The organism is Streptomyces sp. P3, assembly GCF_003032475.1.
Classification (GTDB): Bacteria; Actinomycetota; Actinomycetes; order Streptomycetales; family Streptomycetaceae; genus Streptomyces.
Window position 1 is genome coordinate 413,836 of sequence record NZ_CP028369.1, and the last position, 16,048, is coordinate 429,883.

The 16,048-nt window shown below is 72.1% G+C and carries 12 protein-coding genes and 1 pseudogene; 2 read left to right on the top strand and 11 right to left on the bottom strand.

What is annotated here, in order from left to right; genetic code table 11:
* Window positions 1-206 precede the first annotated feature (206 nt).
* From C6376_RS01690 to C6376_RS01730, 9 genes and pseudogenes are all read right to left on the bottom strand, one after another.
* Window positions 207-1,562: a hypothetical protein gene (locus C6376_RS01690; protein WP_107441764.1), complete on the bottom strand. Its 1,356-nt coding sequence runs from the start codon at window positions 1,560-1,562 to the stop codon at window positions 207-209.
* A 59-nt stretch (window positions 1,563-1,621) separates the two neighbouring features.
* Window positions 1,622-2,005 (bottom strand): annotated as a pseudogene (locus C6376_RS01695) (glycosyl hydrolase); the annotation flags it as partial.
* Between the two features lie 221 nt (window positions 2,006-2,226).
* A complete protein-coding gene (gene cimA, locus C6376_RS01700; RefSeq protein ID WP_107441765.1) occupies window positions 2,227-3,831 on the bottom strand; it encodes a citramalate synthase in 1,605 nt (534 codons plus the stop codon).
* Between the two features lie 416 nt (window positions 3,832-4,247).
* On the bottom strand, window positions 4,248-5,336 hold the full coding sequence (locus tag C6376_RS01705; protein WP_107441766.1) for a branched-chain amino acid aminotransferase: 1,089 nt from the start codon (window positions 5,334-5,336) through the stop codon (window positions 4,248-4,250).
* Window positions 5,337-5,586: 250 nt separating this feature from the next.
* Window positions 5,587-6,630 (bottom strand): 3-isopropylmalate dehydrogenase, encoded by a 1,044-nt coding sequence (locus C6376_RS01710; protein WP_107441767.1) that lies wholly within the window; start codon window positions 6,628-6,630, stop codon window positions 5,587-5,589.
* Window positions 6,631-6,825: 195 nt separating this feature from the next.
* A complete protein-coding gene (locus C6376_RS46090) occupies window positions 6,826-6,957 on the bottom strand; it encodes a hypothetical protein (RefSeq protein WP_015493350.1) in 132 nt (43 codons plus the stop codon).
* 181 nt (window positions 6,958-7,138) lie between these two features.
* A complete protein-coding gene (locus C6376_RS01720; RefSeq protein WP_107441768.1) occupies window positions 7,139-7,999 on the bottom strand; it encodes an alpha/beta fold hydrolase in 861 nt (286 codons plus the stop codon).
* Window positions 8,000-8,073: 74 nt separating this feature from the next.
* Window positions 8,074-9,714: an L-glutamate gamma-semialdehyde dehydrogenase gene (pruA, locus tag C6376_RS01725; protein WP_107441769.1), complete on the bottom strand. Its 1,641-nt coding sequence runs from the start codon at window positions 9,712-9,714 to the stop codon at window positions 8,074-8,076.
* Between the two features lie 46 nt (window positions 9,715-9,760).
* Entirely contained in the window at window positions 9,761-10,687 is a 927-nt protein-coding gene (locus C6376_RS01730) for a proline dehydrogenase family protein (RefSeq protein ID WP_107441770.1), read from the bottom strand.
* A 128-nt stretch (window positions 10,688-10,815) separates the two neighbouring features.
* Here C6376_RS01730 and C6376_RS01735 point away from each other — a divergent pair, with 128 nt between their 5' ends.
* Complete coding sequence (locus C6376_RS01735) at window positions 10,816-12,009, top strand: CdaR family transcriptional regulator (RefSeq protein ID WP_107441771.1); 1,194 nt, start codon at window positions 10,816-10,818, stop codon at window positions 12,007-12,009.
* A gap of 39 nt (window positions 12,010-12,048) precedes the next feature.
* Here C6376_RS01735 and C6376_RS01740 read toward each other — a convergent pair whose 3' ends face one another.
* Window positions 12,049-12,639, bottom strand: coding sequence for a TetR/AcrR family transcriptional regulator (locus tag C6376_RS01740; protein WP_107441772.1), 591 nt, complete (start codon window positions 12,637-12,639; stop codon window positions 12,049-12,051).
* A gap of 95 nt (window positions 12,640-12,734) precedes the next feature.
* On the opposite strand from C6376_RS01740, the gene C6376_RS01745 reads away from it, so the two are divergent.
* On the top strand, window positions 12,735-14,252 hold the full coding sequence (locus C6376_RS01745) for an MFS transporter (protein ID WP_107441773.1): 1,518 nt from the start codon (window positions 12,735-12,737) through the stop codon (window positions 14,250-14,252).
* A 119-nt stretch (window positions 14,253-14,371) separates the two neighbouring features.
* Here the strand turns inward: C6376_RS01745 and serA are convergent, their stop codons facing one another.
* Entirely contained in the window at window positions 14,372-15,961 is a 1,590-nt protein-coding gene (gene serA, locus C6376_RS01750) for a phosphoglycerate dehydrogenase (RefSeq protein WP_107441774.1), read from the bottom strand.
* Between the last annotated feature and the right edge of the window lie 87 nt (window positions 15,962-16,048).

Below are 16,048 nucleotides of genomic sequence, written 5' to 3' on the forward strand. Positions count from 1 at the left end.
CGGCGCGGGACGGGGAACGACTGCGGGACGGAGAACGGCTTACGGCCTCCCGGCGGGCGCCTCGAACTGCGCGACGGCGGCAGGGGCCTGTGCCTGCCGGCTTCCGCGGGGTGCGGGCCCAGGCGTCGAGGCCTCAGGCGGCAGGCGGCAGGCGGCAGGCGGCAGGCGGCGAAGCAGCGTACGTCGGGTGTCGGGCGTCGGGCGAGTCAGAATCCGCCGCCGAAGTCGCCCCCGCCGCCCCCGCCGAAGTCCCCTCCTCCGCCGTCGCCGAAGCCGCCGAAGTCGCCGGGGTCGAAGTCGGCTCCCGAGACGTCGCCGCCGTCGTGTCCGCCGCCGAAGTCGCCGTATCCCGCGCCGTAGTCGTGGGCGTAGGACGGGGTGGCCATCATCGAGCCGAGCATCGTGCCGACGAGGAGGCCGGGCAGGATGCCGCCGCCGAAGTAGCCGCCGGCCCAGGGGCCGTAGGCCGGGCCCGCCTCCCAGTAGGGGCGGCGGCCGTGGTCGCTGTCGACCTCGCGGATCACCGGGTCGCGTCCGGCGGCCAGCCGGGTCGCGTCCGCCGCGCAGACCGGGACCTCGCGCGTGGTCCCGCCGGGCGGGGTCCATGTGGCGTCGCCGACCGAGGGACCGTGGCGGGGGTCGAAGAAGCAGGGCGGACGGCGTTCGGGCAGCGGCCGTCCCTCGCGGCGGGCGGCGAGCAGGGCGAGGGAGAAGCGGCCGTCCTCCAGGGCCTCGGTGACACCGCGGACGTCCTCCGGTCGCGCGGCCGCCGCCATGGCCGACTTCGCCTGTTCGTAGGCGTCCAGGCCGCGTTCGTAGTCGGCACGCATGGCGTCGTCGGCGCCCTGCTCGGCCGGGTGGAAGTCCAGCCGGTCGAGTTCCTCGCCGAACGCCGTGATGTCCTCGTCCACGACGACCCGCAGCCGCTCGAGGGCGGCCCGCTGTTCGTCCGCCCGCCGCCGGCGGTTGCGGCGCACCAGCGTGTACACGCCGGCCCCGCCCGCCGCCAGCACCACGCCCGCCGTGATCAGCGCGGTCTGCGAGACCCCGCCGCCGTCCGAGGAGCCCCAGCTCTCGGGGGCCGAACCACCCATGTCCACCAGGGCGCGGTCGGTGAAATCGGTCAGTTGGGTCCGGGCGTCGCTCTCGGCGCGGACGCTGGTGACCAGGTTCCGGACGGCCGTGCGGGAGAGCACCGAGGAGTCGGCCCGGGCGTCGAAGCGGTCGCCGAGGCGGATCGCGTACGCGCCGGTGACACCGGTGGCGGTGCGCAGGTCCGTGAAGAGGTCCGCCGTGGGGTAGCCGGCCGGCAGGACGGCGATGAACAGCGGCTTGCCGGCGCGCTCGATCCGCTGCTGGAGGGCGCGCGCGTCCGCCTGGGACAGTTGGCCGCTCGCCTCCGGGTCGACGTAGACCGGGCTTTCGCGGAGGGCTTCGGCGACGGCCGACAGGCTGGTGTCCGCGGCGGCGCGCGGGGCGCCCGCCGCCGGCAGGGTCAGGACGGCGAGCACGAGCGCGGCCACCCACAGCAGGGGGCTCCGGGCCGATGACACGACCTTCATATGTCGAAACTACCCGAAGCCCACCAAAACCGGTCGGCTGTGTGCGCCGGCGAGCGGGCTCAGGCCGCCCGGTACGCCTCCGCCGGCTTCTCCGACGCCGCCGCGTACCGGCCGGTCAGCAGCAGGCGGTCCGCCTCGGCGAAGGGCTTCGCGACCCGTGCCGTGAGGCTGCCTCCGGCCTTCTGCCGGACCGTGGGCCGGGCCCGGGTCACCAGGGCCCGGCCGGCCGCGTCGGAGCCCGCGCGCCCGGCGGCGTCCGCGAGGCGGAGCGCCTTCCGGGTGGCCGTACCGCTCTCCGGGACCTTGGTCGGGGTCGTCAGACCCCAGCCGTACGGATACTGCGGGTCGTAGGCCCGGTCGCCGACGTTGATCGGCAGCTGGGCCTCGGAGCGCGGCCAGGTGGCCGGGAGCCGCCCGGTGAAGGCGCGCAGGCCGTAGAGCACGCCGTGCCCGTCGGCAGGTCGGTGCGGGCGCGCGTCTTCACCGGCCCCCGGCGTCGCCCGCGATGCCCTTCACTCATGGCTCAAGGTCACACCGTGAGCCAACCGGACCGCACACCGCCGTCAAGACGTCCGGCCAGGCCACCGGGCCGCCCCGGACCGTCCGACCGGGCGGCGGATCGCCCCGGCCTCCCGCTCTGCCGGGGCCCCGCTGCCGGTCCCGGTCACTCCGCCGGCGTCACGCTCGCCCTGAGCAGTCCGTACGTGTAGGCGTCCTCCAGGGCCTGCCAGGACGCGGCGATCACGTTCTCCGCGACGCCGACCGTGGACCACTCCCCCGCCCCGTCCGTCGTGGAGATCAGCACGCGGGTGGTGGACTGGGTGCCGTGGACGCCCTCGAGGATGCGGACCTTGTAGTCGACCAGCTCGAGCTTGGCCAGCTGCGGGTAGATCTTCTCGAGCGCCACCCGCAGTGCGCGGTCGAGGGCGTTGACCGGGCCGTTGCCCTCCGCCGTGGCGACGATCCGCTCACCCTTGGCGTAGAGCTTGACCGTGGCCTCGTTGGCGTGGCTGCCGTCGGGGCGGTCCTCGACGATCGCCCGCCAGGACTCCACCTCGAAGTACTTGAGCGGGCTGCCCTCGACCTCCGCGCGCAGCAGCAGCTCGAAGGACGCGTCCGCCGCCTCGTAGGTGTAGCCCCGGAGTTCGCGCTCCTTGACCCGCTCGACGACCCGGCCGACCAGTTCGCGGTCGCCGCCCAGGTCGACGCCGAGCTCCTTGCCCTTGAGCTCGATCGAGGCGCGGCCGGCCATGTCGGAGACCAGCATCCGCATGGTGTTGCCGACCTGCTCGGGGTCGATGTGCTGGTACAGGTCGGGGTCGACCTTGATGGCCGAGGCGTGCAGGCCGGCCTTGTGGGCGAAGGCCGAGACGCCGACGTACGGCTGGTGCGTGGACGGGGTGAGGTTGACGACCTCGGCGATCGCGTGCGAGATACGGGTCATCTCGCGCAACCGGCCCTCGGGCAGCACCTTCTTGCCGTACTTCAGCTCCAGGGCCGCGACCACCGGGAAGAGGTTGGCGTTGCCGACCCGCTCGCCGTAGCCGTTCGCCGTGCACTGCACGTGCGTCGCGCCCGCGTCCACCGCGGCCAGGGTGTTCGCGACCGCGCAGCCGGTGTCGTCCTGGGCGTGGATGCCGAGCCGGGCGCCGGTGTCGGCGAGGACGGTGGAGACGACCGCCTGCACCTGTCCCGGGAGCATGCCGCCGTTGGTGTCGCACAGGACGACCACGTCGGCACCGGCCTCGGCGGCGGCCCGCACGACCGCCTTGGCGTACTCGGGATTCGCGCGGTAGCCGTCGAAGAAGTGCTCGCAGTCGACGAAGACCCGGCGGCCCTCGCCCTTCAGGAAGGACACGGTGTCGCTCACCATGGCCAGGTTCTCGTCCAGCGTGGTGCGCAGGGCCAGCTCGACGTGTCGGTCGTGGGACTTCGCGACCAGGGTGATCACTTCGGCGCCCGACTCCAGCAGCGCCCTGACCTGCGGGTCCTCCGCGGCCTTGGCGCCGGCCCGGCGGGTCGCGCCGAAGGCGACCAGCTGGGCGTGCCTGAAGTCGATCTCCTCCTGCGCGCGGGCGAAGAACTCGGTGTCGCGCGGGTTGGCGCCGGGCCAGCCGCCCTCGATGAAGCCCACTCCGAAGTCGTCCAGGTGACGGGCGATGGCCAGCTTGTCGGCGACGGTGAGGTTGATGCCCTCACGCTGGGCGCCGTCCCGCAGGGTGGTGTCGAAGACGTGGAACGAATCGTCGAGTTCGCTGGTTTCGGTCATGGTCTGAAGACTCCTGTGTTGGACCTCGGTCGTTACCGGAATGACCGGCTCCACCATCCCCCCATGCTCCCTCGCGCTCTCGCTCCCGGCTGTGGGTGGTGCCAGAAAAGCGAAAAACCCCTCGCGGGTGCGAGAGGTCTGCGCGCGGGTCGAGGACGACGAGGGCCGCCCGTACCTGGTCGTACGTGGCGGTCACTGCGGACCGGCGCGCCTGCTGCCAATAATCGTGGCGAACGAGAGCACGGGGGAAGTCTGGCACAGTCCGTCCGCGTGCTCACCCGGTGTCTCAGGATGCGAGCGGCGTGTGTTCGGACGTCGGCCGGAAAACGCCCGCCGGCCCCCGGAAGGCGAAGGGGCCGCGCCGGACGTGACGTCCGGCGCGGCCCCTTTCGGGCCTGGTGGAGCGTGCGGGCGGGTCAGCCCAGGCGGTGCATCCAGCCGTGCTTGTCCTCGGCCGTGCCGCGCTGGATGTCCAGCAGGGCCTGCCGCAGCCTGAGGGTGACCTCGCCGGGCTCGCCGCCCGACTGCTGCCACTCGCCGCCGGTGCGCTTGACCGTGCCGACCGGGGTGATCACGGCGGCGGTGCCGCAGGCGAAGACCTCCGTCAGGGTGCCGTCGGCGGAGTCCTGCTGCCACTGGTCGACGGAGATGCGGCCCTCCGCGGCCTCGTAGCCGAGGTCGCGGGCGACGGCGAGGAGGCTGTCGCGGGTGACGCCCTCCAGGATGGAGCCGGTGAGGGACGGCGTGACGATCTTGTCGCCGTACACGAAGTACAGGTTCATGCCGCCGAGCTCCTCGACCCACTTGCGCTCGACCGCGTCGAGGTAGCAGACCTGGGCGCAGCCCTGCGCGGCGGCCTCGGCCTGGGCGAGCAGCGAGGCGGCGTAGTTGCCGCCCGTCTTGGCGTCGCCCATGCCGCCGGGGACGGCGCGGACATGGTCCTCGGAGACCCAGATGGAGACCGGCTTGACGCCGCCGGGGAAGTAGGCGCCGGCCGGAGAGGCGATGACGAGGAAGAGGTACTCGTTGGCCGGCTTGACGCCCAGGCCGACCTCGGTCGCGATCATGAACGGCCGCAGGTAGAGGGACTCCTCGCCGCCGTGCGCGGGCACCCAGTCCCGGTCCTGGGCGACGAGCGCGTCACAGGCCGCGATGAACGTCTCGACCGGCAGCTCGGGCATGGCGAGCCGGCGGGCGGAGCGCTGGAAGCGCTTGGCGTTCTGGTCCGGCCGGAAGGTGGCGACGGAGCCGTCGGGGCGGCGGTACGCCTTCAGGCCCTCGAAGATCTCCTGCGCGTAGTGCAGGACGTTGGTGGCCGGGTCGAGGGGGATCGGCGCGTACGGAACGAGCTGGCCGTCGTGCCAGCCGCGGCCCTCGGTCCACTTGATCGTCACCATGTGGTCGGTGAAGTGGCGGCCGAAGCCGGGGTTCGCCAGGATCGCCTGCCGCTCGGCGGCGGAGGTGGGGCTGGCGGAGGGCTTGAGCTCGATCGTGGGCGTCGTCATGAGTGGTTGTCCTTCACCGGTTGTGTAGTGACGGGCCGCGCTCACGTCCGTACGGCCGGTGGCCGGTGGTAGGACGTCCGAGCATTCCCTCATACCGCGGCTCCGCGTTCGATTATCGCAAGAGGCGGGCGACGGACGGAAAACGGCGTGAATGCGACCCAGGGTTGATGGTGACACCCGGCGGGGGGCATGCGGAAGCCGCCGGGCGCGCTTGCGACCCGGCGGCTTCGAGGTTCTCGAGCGGCGCGGGTCAGCCGGCTACTCGTACGGAGAGGGCGTCACCGATCTCGGAGGTGCTGCGCGCGGGCAGGGAGCCGCGCTCACCGAGGTCCGCGGAGACGGCGTCCTCGATGCGGACGGCCTCCGCCTCGTAGCCGAGGTGGCGCAGGAGCAGGGCGACGGACAGGACCGTGGCGGTGGGGTCAGCCTTGCCCTGGCCCGCGATGTCCGGGGCCGAGCCGTGCACCGGCTCGAACATGGACGGGAACTCGCCGGACGGGTTGATGTTCCCGCTGGCGGCGACGCCGATGCCGCCGGAGACGGCCGCGGCGAGGTCGGTGATGATGTCGCCGAAGAGGTTGTCGGTGACGATGACGTCGAACCGCGCCGGGTCGGTGACCAGGTAGATGGTGGCCGCGTCGACATGGATGTAGTCGGTGGCGACGTCGGGGAACTCCTCGGCCACCTGGTTGAAGACGTTCGTCCAGAGGTGACCGGCGAAGGCCAGCACGTTGTTCTTGTGGACCAGCGTGAGCTTCTTGCGGGGCCGGGCCTGTGCGCGGGCGAAGGCGTCGCGGACCACGCGCTCGACGCCGAACGCCGTGTTCACGGAGACCTCGGTGGCGACCTCGTGCGGGGTGCCCTTGCGGATCGTGCCGCCGTTGCCGGTGTACGGGCCCTCGGTTCCCTCGCGGACCACGACGAAGTCGATCTCGGGCTGACCGGCCAGCGGGGTGGTCACGCCGGGCAGGAGCTTCGACGGGCGCAGGTTCACGTGGTGGTCGAAGGCGAAGCGCAGCTTGAGCAGGAAGCCCCGCTCCAGGACACCGGAGGGGACGCTCGGGTCGCCGATCGCGCCGAGCAGGATCGCGTCGTGCTGCTTGAGCGCGTCGACGTCCGCGTCGGTGAGGGTCTCACCGGTCGCGTGGTAGCGCCGGGCGCCGAAGTCGTACTCCTTGGTCTCCAGCTTCACATCCTGCGGGAGGACGGCGGAGAGGACCTTGAGACCTTCGGCCACGACCTCCTGGCCGATGCCGTCACCGGGGATCACTGCGAGATTGAGGCTGCGAGACATGCGGGAACCCTACTCCTCGTCCCAGGTGATGACACGGACCGTCCGTCATCCGGACAGCGGCGTGGCGGCACACCCGGTGGGGGCGAGGCGGTGACGGGCGGGAGGCGGGGCGCGGTGCGGGGTCCGAAGTCCCGTTCGGACGCCCGCGCCGCGCCCCGTTCGGGAGCGGCTCCCGGACTGCGGGGGCGAGCCGGCTCAGTGGCCGGTCTCGCCTCCGTTGTCGCGGCGGTCGAGGGCGCGCTGCAGAGCGGCGGCGGCGTTCTTGCGGTCGGACTCGCTCGTACGGGAGACGTGACGGACTCGGCGGCGGACGGTCGTCTCGGCCATGGGAAATCGACTCCTTCGAAATCCAGGGAGTGCCAAAGGGGGTGCGAGACGCCGGAAGGGGCGGGGAGCGGACCGCAGGGGTTGCCTGCAAAGGGCCCGGCTCACGACCGCCATTCGCTTGATCGAGCGAGACGTTCGGCTCCTACAAAGCTAAGCGAGGAGCGCGCGCCTGTCTCTACAATTACTCGGACTTCCTACTATCTGAGACGGCGACCGATCGGACGGTCGCGGCCACCGCCTTCCGGAAGCCCTCGGGGTCCTCCGTCCACGGCAGATGGCCGGCTCCCTCCAGGGTCACCCTGCGCACGTGGGGCAGGGCGCGCTCCAGCGAGTCCACCGCCGAACGGGGCCGGATGTCCCGGGCGCCGTCGACGATCAGCACCGGCGTCTCCAGCCGCCGGCAGGCCGCCTGGAGCCCGGGGGTGCCCCAGTCCCGTCCGCGCTCCGCGTTGAGCGCCGCGTTGCACGCGGTGTTGACGCCGAACCAGGGGTCGGCCATACGCGCGGCGTGCTCCGGAGCCCGCCGCCGGTCCTCGAACTCCACGGACCACTGGATCAGCGCCCGCTCACGGCTGCCCTCCGGCGCCTCCCGCCAACGGGCGAGCCGCTCGGGGTCCTCGCCGAGCCGGGCGAGGAAGTTCGCCTTGTAGGCGGCGTGCCAGTCGGCGTCCGGACCGATGCCCGTACCGCTCACGTAGATCAGCGCGCGCACCCGCCCGGGGTGGGCCAGGGCGTAGCTCAACGCCAGCTGCGCGCCCCAGGAATGCCCGAGCAGGGTCATCCTCCCGAGGCCGAAGTGCCGCCGTACGGCCTCCAGGTCGGCGACGAACCGCTCGGTGGTCCACGGCCCGTCGCATCGCTGGGAGCGCCCGCAGCCGCGCTGGTCCCAGCGGACCGCGTCGGACAGCGGGGCGGGCAGGGCCGTCACGTCGTCGAACATGTCCCACAGACCGGGTCCGCCGTGGCACAGGACCAGCGGGTCGGCCGTGCCGCTGCGGGACGCCCACAGGCGCACCCCGTCGTCCGTGATCACGCTCTCCATGCGGGCAGTGTGCCGAACGGGCCGGTCTCGGGGAAGACCGGCCCGTTCGGGTACGCGGGGGTGTGGAGCTCGGTTCAGCCCATGTGCGGGTAGGTGTAGTCGGTCGGCGGGACCAGCGTCTCCTTGATGGCGCGGGTGAGCGTCCAGCGCATCAGGTTCTGCGGGGCGCCGGCCTTGTCGTCGGTGCCGGAGGCCCGGCCGCCGCCGAAGGGCTGCTGGCCGACGACGGCGCCGGTCGACTTGTCGTTGATGTAGAAGTTGCCGGCCGCGTAGCGCAGCTTCTCCATCGTGTACGCGGCGGCGGCGCGGTCGCTCGCGATGACCGAGCCGGTGAGCGCGTAGTCCGAGACCGACTCCATCTGGGTCAGCATGGCGTCGTACGCCTCGGCCGAGCTGTCGTCGTAGACGTGCACGGCGAGGAACGGGCCGAAGTACTCGGTCGTGAAGACCTCGTTCTCCGGGTCGGTGCACTCGACGACGGTCGGGCGCACGAACCAGCCCACCGAGTCGTCGTAGGAGCCGCCCGCGACGATCGTGCAGGCCGGGTCCGCCTCGGCACGGTCGATGGCCGCCTTGTTCTTGGCGAAGGAACGCTCGTCGATGACCGCGCCGACGAAGTGGGACAGGTCGGTGACGTCGCCCATGGTCAGGTTGTCGACCTCGGCCGTGAACTCCTCCTTGAAGCCGGAGTTCCAGATCGACGCCGGGATGTAGGCCCGGGAGGTCGCGCTGCACTTCTGGCCCTGGTACTCGAAGGCGCCCCGGGTGAGGGCCGTCTTCAGCACGGCGCGGTCGGCGCTCGGGTGGGCGACGACGAAGTCCTTGCCGCCGGTCTCGCCGACCAGACGCGGGTAGGTGCGGTACTTCTCGATGTTGGCGCCGACCGTCTTCCACAGGTGCTGGAAGGTCCTGGTGGAGCCGGTGAAGTGGATGCCGGCGAGGTCGCGGTGGTTCAGGGCGACCTCGGAGACCTCCAGGCCGTCGCCGGTGACCAGGTTGATGACGCCCTTGGGCAGCCCGGCCTCCTCGAGCAGCCGCATCAGCAGTACGGCGGCGTGCGTCTGCGTCGGCGACGGCTTCCAGACGACCACGTTGCCCATCAGCGCGGGCGCGGTCGGCAGATTGCCCGCGATCGCCGTGAAGTTGAACGGCGTGATCGCGTAGACGAAGCCCTCGAGCGGGCGGTGGTCGAGCCGGTTCCAGACGCCCGGGGAGTTGGCCGGGGGCTGCTCGGCCAGGATCTGGCGGGCATAGGCCACGTTGAAGCGCCAGAAGTCGACGAGCTCGCAGGGGCAGTCGATCTCCGCCTGCTGGGCGGTCTTCGACTGGCCGAGCATGGTGGAGGCGGCCAGCGTCTCCCGCCAGGGGCCGGCCAGCAGTTCGGCGGCGCGCAGGATGATCGCGGCACGGTCGTCGAAGGACATCGCGCGCCAGGCCGGCGCGGCGGCGAGGGCCGCGTCGACGGCGTCCTGGGCGTCCTGCCGGGTGGCGTTGGCGTACGTGCCGAGGCGGGCCTTGTGGTTGTGCGGCTGGACGACGTCGAAACGCTCGCCGCCACCCATCCGGCGCTCGCCGCCGATGGTGCAGGGCAGGTCGATCGGGTTGTCGGCCAGTTCCTTGAGCCTGGCCTCCAGCCGGGCCCGCTCGGGCGAGCCGGGGGCGTAGCCGTGCACCGGCTCGTTGACGGGGGTGGGGACCTGGGTCACAGCGTCCATGAGGTCGGTAACTCCTTTACTGAGCGTGTTGCGAGCGGGGGTGGGCTCAGCCCTTGCTGACCATCGAGCGCGCGAAGAAGCGCAGGTTCGCCGGCTTCTCCGCGAGGCGGCGCATGAAGTAGCCGTACCAGTCGGTGCCGTAGGCGGTGTAGACGCGCATGCGGTGTCCCTCGGCGGCGAGCCGCAGGTGCTCGTCGCTCCTGATCCCGTACAGCATCTGGAACTCGTACTCGTCGGGTTTGCGGCCGGCCTTGCGCGCGAGCTCCTGCCCGATGGAGATGAGGCGCGGGTCGTGGGAGCCGATCATCGGGTACCCCTCGCCCTCCATCAGGGTCCGCAGGATCCGCACGTACGCCCTGTCGATCTCGTGCTTGTGCTGGTGGGCGACCTCGGCGGGCTCCTTGTAGGCGCCCTTCACGAGCCGCACCCGGCTGCCGCTCGCGCTGAGCCCGCGGGCGTCGGCCTCGGTGCGGAAGAGGTAGGCCTGGATGACGCACCCGGTCTGCGGGAAGTCCTTCCGCAGTTCCTGGTGGACGGCGAACATCGAGTCGAGGGTGGTGTGGTCCTCGGCATCGAGGGTGACGGTGGTGCCGATGGCGGCGGCGGCCTCGACGACCGGGCGCACATTGGCCAGCGCCAGCTCGTGGCCCCCGTCCAGTGCCTGGCCGAACATCGACAGCTTCACCGACATCTCGACCCGCTCGCCGAGCTCGAGGTCCCCCAGCCGGTCGACCAGCGCCAGGTAGGCGTCCCGTGCGGCGAAGGCCTGCTCGGGGGTGGTGATGTCCTCGCCGACGACGTCCATCGTCAGCTCCAGACCCCGGCCGGTGAGCTCTTCGATGATCGGGACGACGTCGTCGACCGTCTCGCCGGGGATGAAGCGGTCGACGACCTGCTTCGTCACCGGGGCCGCCGAGATCAGGCGTCGCATCCGGTCGCTGCGCGACGCGGCGAGAATCACGGGACCCAGCACGGGGCACCTCCACAAACCAGCAGATAGAACCACCGTGAAACCTAAGGATCCCTCCGATCGTGGGCCATCGACAGCTGTCACGCATCCGTGCCGCGGATCTCAGACAGATGTATGAAGAACGATCGCGCATGGGGGAGAATGCCCCGGTGACGTCGGACTACAGGGACCACCGGGGCGACTACCAGGAACTCGTCGACGAGCTCTCCGAGCTGCTGGGAGCCCCCGCCACCCTGGAAAACCGGGACTTCGAGCTTCTCGCCTTCGGCGCGTACGCGAGCGAGGACGAGCTCGACGAGTCGGCGCTGGACCCGGTCCGCACCCGCTCGATCCTGACCAGGCGTTCCACGGCCGCCGTCCGGGCCTGGTTCGAGGGCTTCGGCATCACGCGCGCGAGGGGCCCGGTGCGGATCCCGCCCACCCCGGAGGCCGGGGTGCACCGGGGCCGCGTCTGCCTTCCCGTACGGCATCGGGGCGTCGTCCTCGGTTACGTCTGGCTGCTGGACGACGATCCCGGGCCCTCGGACGCGCAGCTCGCCTCGGCGATGGAGGTGACGGCCCGGATCGGCGCCCTGCTCGCCGACGAGGCCCGGCACGGCGCCGATCTCACCCGCGAGCTGCGCGCGGTCCTCGCGGCACAGCCGGGCTGGCCCCGGGAGATGGCTGTGGCGGAGCTGCGCACCGCGCTCGGGGCCCGCGCGGACGGTCCGCACACGGTGGTGTGCGTGAGTCCCTGGCCCTTGGCCGATCCGGACGACGCCCCTTCGCTGCACACCCTGCCGGGGGCGACGGCCTGGTGCACGGTGCCGTGGGGCACGGGGTCGCGGTCGCTGGCGCTGCTGGTGCGGCTGCGCTCGGCGGACGTCCTCGCACCCGCGACGTCGGCGGCGGCCCGGCTGCGGGAGCGGGCGCCGGAGGCGGCCGCGGGCGTGGCCGCCGGGCGGACGGGCCTGGCGGAGCTCGGGGCCGCGTGGGAGGAGGCGTCGGCGTCGGCGCGGGCCGCCCTCGCCGAGCCCCGCCTGGGGCCGGTCGCGCTGTGGTCGTCCATCGGCCCCTACCGTCTGCTCACCTCGCTGCCCCCGGCGAGCGCCCAGGACCCCGCCGTACGGGCGCTGACCTCCCCCGCCCACCGCGAACTGGCCCGCACGGCCGAGGTCTATCTCGACTGCGCGGGCCAGGCCGGCCGCACGGCCGCCGAACTGGGCATCCACCGGCAGACGCTGTACTACCGGCTGTCGCGGGTGGAGCAGCTGACGGGCCTCGACCTGGACGACGGCGAGGACCGGCTCCTGCTCCACATGACGCTGAAGGCGGCCCGGCTGTAGCGGCGGGCCGGCCGCGCCGGCCCGCTCCCCCGCCCCCGCTCAGTTCTTCGCCGCGCCCGCGATCACCCGCCGCAGACCCTCGGTGAGCTGCGCCGCGTCGGTCGCCGTGGCCGGGTCGAAGAGCCACTGGACCATCAGCCCGTTGAGGAGGGTCTGGTAGAAGCGGCCCTCCGTGTCGACGGTCTCCTCGTCGAGCTCGGCCTCCGGGACGCCGTTGAACATGGGCACGATCCCCGACCGGCCCTCCTCCTGCGCCTCGGCCAGCAGTTTGCGCACCTCGGGGAGCCGGTCGCCCTGGACGACGAGCTCGAAGCTCAGCAGCCAGATCGCCCGCGTCCGCGGCACCGAGGCGATGATGCTCGCCCACACCTCCTGGAAGCGTTCCAGCGATCCCGCGGGCGCCGTCGCCCCGCCGCCCGCGCCCCAGCCCGGGTCGAAGTCGTCGCCTGCGCTCTCGATCAGCGCGACGTACGCCTGCACCAGCAGCGCGTCCTTGGAGCCGTAGTGGTAGCCGATCGACGCCAGATTGGTCCCCGACTCCTTGACGACGTCCCGCGCGGTCGTCCGCAGGAACCCCTTCTCCAGCAGGCAGCGCTTGGCGCCTTCGAGCAGATCCTCACGATGTCCCATGCCGTCAGCCTAGCCGGATCCATACGCGCGTCCTATACACATGAATTACACAAGCGTTCTAGACAGATGTTTTATACGGCCGTACAGTCCCTGTCATGACGAACCCGACGAGCACTGTCACCGCCCCGGCGCCCCGCGCCGGCCGCCGCGAATGGACCGCCCTCGGCGTGCTGATGCTGCCGCTGCTCCTGGTCTCCATGGACGTCTCCGTCCTCTACTTCGCGATCCCGGCGATCAGCGCGGACCTCGAGCCGAGCGGCACCCAGCAGCTGTGGATCTTCGACATCTACGCGTTCGTCCTCGCGGGCCTGCTGATGACGATGGGCTCCCTGGGCGACCGCATCGGGCGCCGCCGGCTGCTGCTGGTCGGCGCGGCCGCCTTCGGCGCCGCCTCGCTGACCGCGGCCTACGCGGACAGCGCCGAGACCCTGATCGCGGCCCGCGCGGTGCTCGGCATCGGCGGCGCGACCCTGATGCCCTCGACGATGGCCCTGATCCGCACGATGTTCACCGACCCCGGCCAGCGCGCGAAGGCGATCGGCCTGTGGTCCGGGGTGATGACGGGCGGCATCGCGCTCGGCTCCGTGATGAGCGGCGTGCTGGTCGAGTACTTCTGGTGGGGCTCGGTCTTCCTGGTCAACCTGCCCGCGATGGCCCTGCTGCTCGTCCTCGGTCCGGTCCTGCTGCCGGAGTCGCGCGATCCCGCCCCGGGCCGCTTCGACTGGCCGAGCGTGCCGCTGTCGATGGCCGGCGTGCTCCCCGTGATCTACGGTCTGAAGGAGATCGCCTCCGAGGGATGGCACACCGCGTACGTCGTCTCCATGACCGTGGGTCTGCTCTTCGCCGTCCTCTTCGTCCACCGCCAGCGCACGGCCGCCGACCCGATGATCTCCCCCGCCCTGTTCCGCCGGCCCGGTTTCGCCCCCGCGGTCGTGCTGAACCTCGTCTCCTCGTTCGGGATGCTGGGTTCGGCGTTCTTCACCACGCAGTACCTGCAGTCGGTCCTCGGCAAGAGCGCGCTGGAGGCGGCCCTGTGGGCGCTGCTGCCCTCGGTGCCGATCGGCATGGCGGCCCCGCTGGCCACGTCCCTGGTCCAGAAGGGCGTGGACCGGGCCCACGTCGTGACGGCGGGCTTCGCGACCGGCTCGGCCGGCTACGGCCTGCTCGCCCTCGCCGGCACCGACTCGATGTGGCTCGTGCTGACCGCCTGCGGGGTCCTCGCCTCGGGCATCGTCATGGTCCTCTCGCAGATGACGGACCTGGCGATGAGCGCGGCGCCGGTCGAACGCGCGGGTTCGGCGTCCTCGCTGCTGGAGACGGGCGCCGAGTTCGGGGGCGCTCTGGGGATGGCCGTCCTCGGCTCCATCGGCACCGCGCTCTACCGGCACGACATGCCGGCCTCGGCCCCTGCGGAGGCCCGCGAGACCCTCGGCGGCGCGCTGGCCGTCGCCGGCCACCTGCCCGGGCGCACGGGAGACGCCCTGGCCGCAGCGGCCCGCGAGGCCTTCACCCACGGCCTGCGAGGGGCGGCGATCGCGGGAGCGGTGGTCCTCCTGGGAGCCGCGGCCGCGGCGACGGCGACCCTGCGCAGGATCCACGTCGAGAACAGGTGACGGCACACGCAAAACGCCGGGCGGGCTGAGATTCTCAGCCCGCCCGGCGTTTGCGGACGAGGCCCTTCAGGGCCAAGCGGGGGCCCGGGTGCGGCAGCCTCCGGAACGTGCGGCGAACCTCAGACGAGGTTCACGGCACGAGCGGACGTCGCGCCGATCTCCTCCGCGACCTCCGCCAGCACGCCCGCGGGAACCGTGTCGTCCACGGTCAGGACGGCCAGCGCCTCGCCGCCCACCGCCGCCCGGGCGACCTGCATGCCCGCGATGTTGATTCCCGCCTCGCCGAAGATTCGGCCGACGGTGCCGACGACGCCCGGCCGGTCCTCGTACTTGAGGACGACCATGTGGTCGGCGAGCGCGAGGTCGACGTCGTACTCGCCGACCGCGACGACCTTCTGCAGGTGCTTGGGACCGGCCAGCGTGCCGGAGACCGACACCTCCTCGCCGTCCGAGAGCGTGCCGCGCACGGTGACGACGTTGCGGTGGTCGGCCGACTCCGAGCTGGTCGTCAGGCGTACCTCGACACCACGCTCCTGCGCGAACAGCGGCGCGTTGACGTAGGACACCGTCTCGTCGACGACGTCCTCGAAGACGCCCTTGAGGGCCGACAGCTCCAGCACCTTCACGTCGTGCTGGGTGATCTCGCCGTACACCTCGACGTCGAGGCGGACCGCGACCTCGCCCGCCAGCGCGGTGAAGATCCGGCCGAGCCGCTCGGCGAGGGGCAGACCGGGCTTGACGTCCTCGGCGATGACACCGCCCTGGACGTTCACCGCGTCGGGGACGAGCTCACCGGCGAGGGCGAGGCGCACCGACCGCGCGACCGCGATGCCGGCCTTCTCCTGCGCCTCGTCGGTCGACGCGCCGAGGTGCGGGGTGGCCACGACCTGGTCGAACTCGAACAGCGGGGAGTCCGTGCAGGGCTCCTTGGCGTACACGTCGAGGCCGGCGCCGGCGACCCGGCCCTCCTTCAGCGCCGAGTACAGCGCCTCCTCGTCGACGATGCCGCCGCGCGCGGCGTTGACGATGCGCACGCCCGGCTTGACCTTGCGCAGCGCCTCGTCGCCGATCAGACCGACCGTCTCGGGGGTCTTCGGCAGGTGGACGGTGATGAAGTCGGCGACCTCGAGCAGCTCGTCCAGCGACAGGACCTTCACCCCCATCTGCGCGGCGCGCGCGGGCTGCACGTAGGGGTCGTAGGCGACGACCTTCATGCCGAAGCCGGACATCCGCTGCGCGACCAGCGCGCCGATACGGCCGAGACCGACGACGCCGAGCGTCTTCTCGGCGAGCTCGACGCCGGTGTACTTGCTGCGCTTCCACTCGCCGTTCTTCAGCGCGGCGTTGGCCTGCGGAATGTGGCGGGCGGTGGCGAGCAGCAGACCGCAGGCCAGCTCGGCGGCGGTCACGATGTTCGAGGTGGGGGCGTTGACGACCATCACGCCGGCCTTGGTGGCGGCGGAGACGTCGACGTTGTCCAGGCCGACGCCGGCTCGTGCGACGACCTTCAGCTTGTTCGCGGCGGCGATCGCCTCGGCGTCGACCTTGGTGGCCGAGCGGATCAGGATCGCGTCGACGTCGGCGATGGCCGGGAGCAGTTCGGCTCGGTCCGCGCCGTTGCAGTGCCGGATCTCGAAGTCCGGGCCAAGCGCGTCCACGGTCGCGGGCGACAGCTCTTCAGCGATGAGTACGACAGGTTTCGAGCTCACGTGAGTCCTCACAAGTCCAGAGCGTGCGGACGGCCGTCCCGACGGCCGCAGGCGGAGGAGGGGCTTGCCGCGTGGAAGACGCACGAC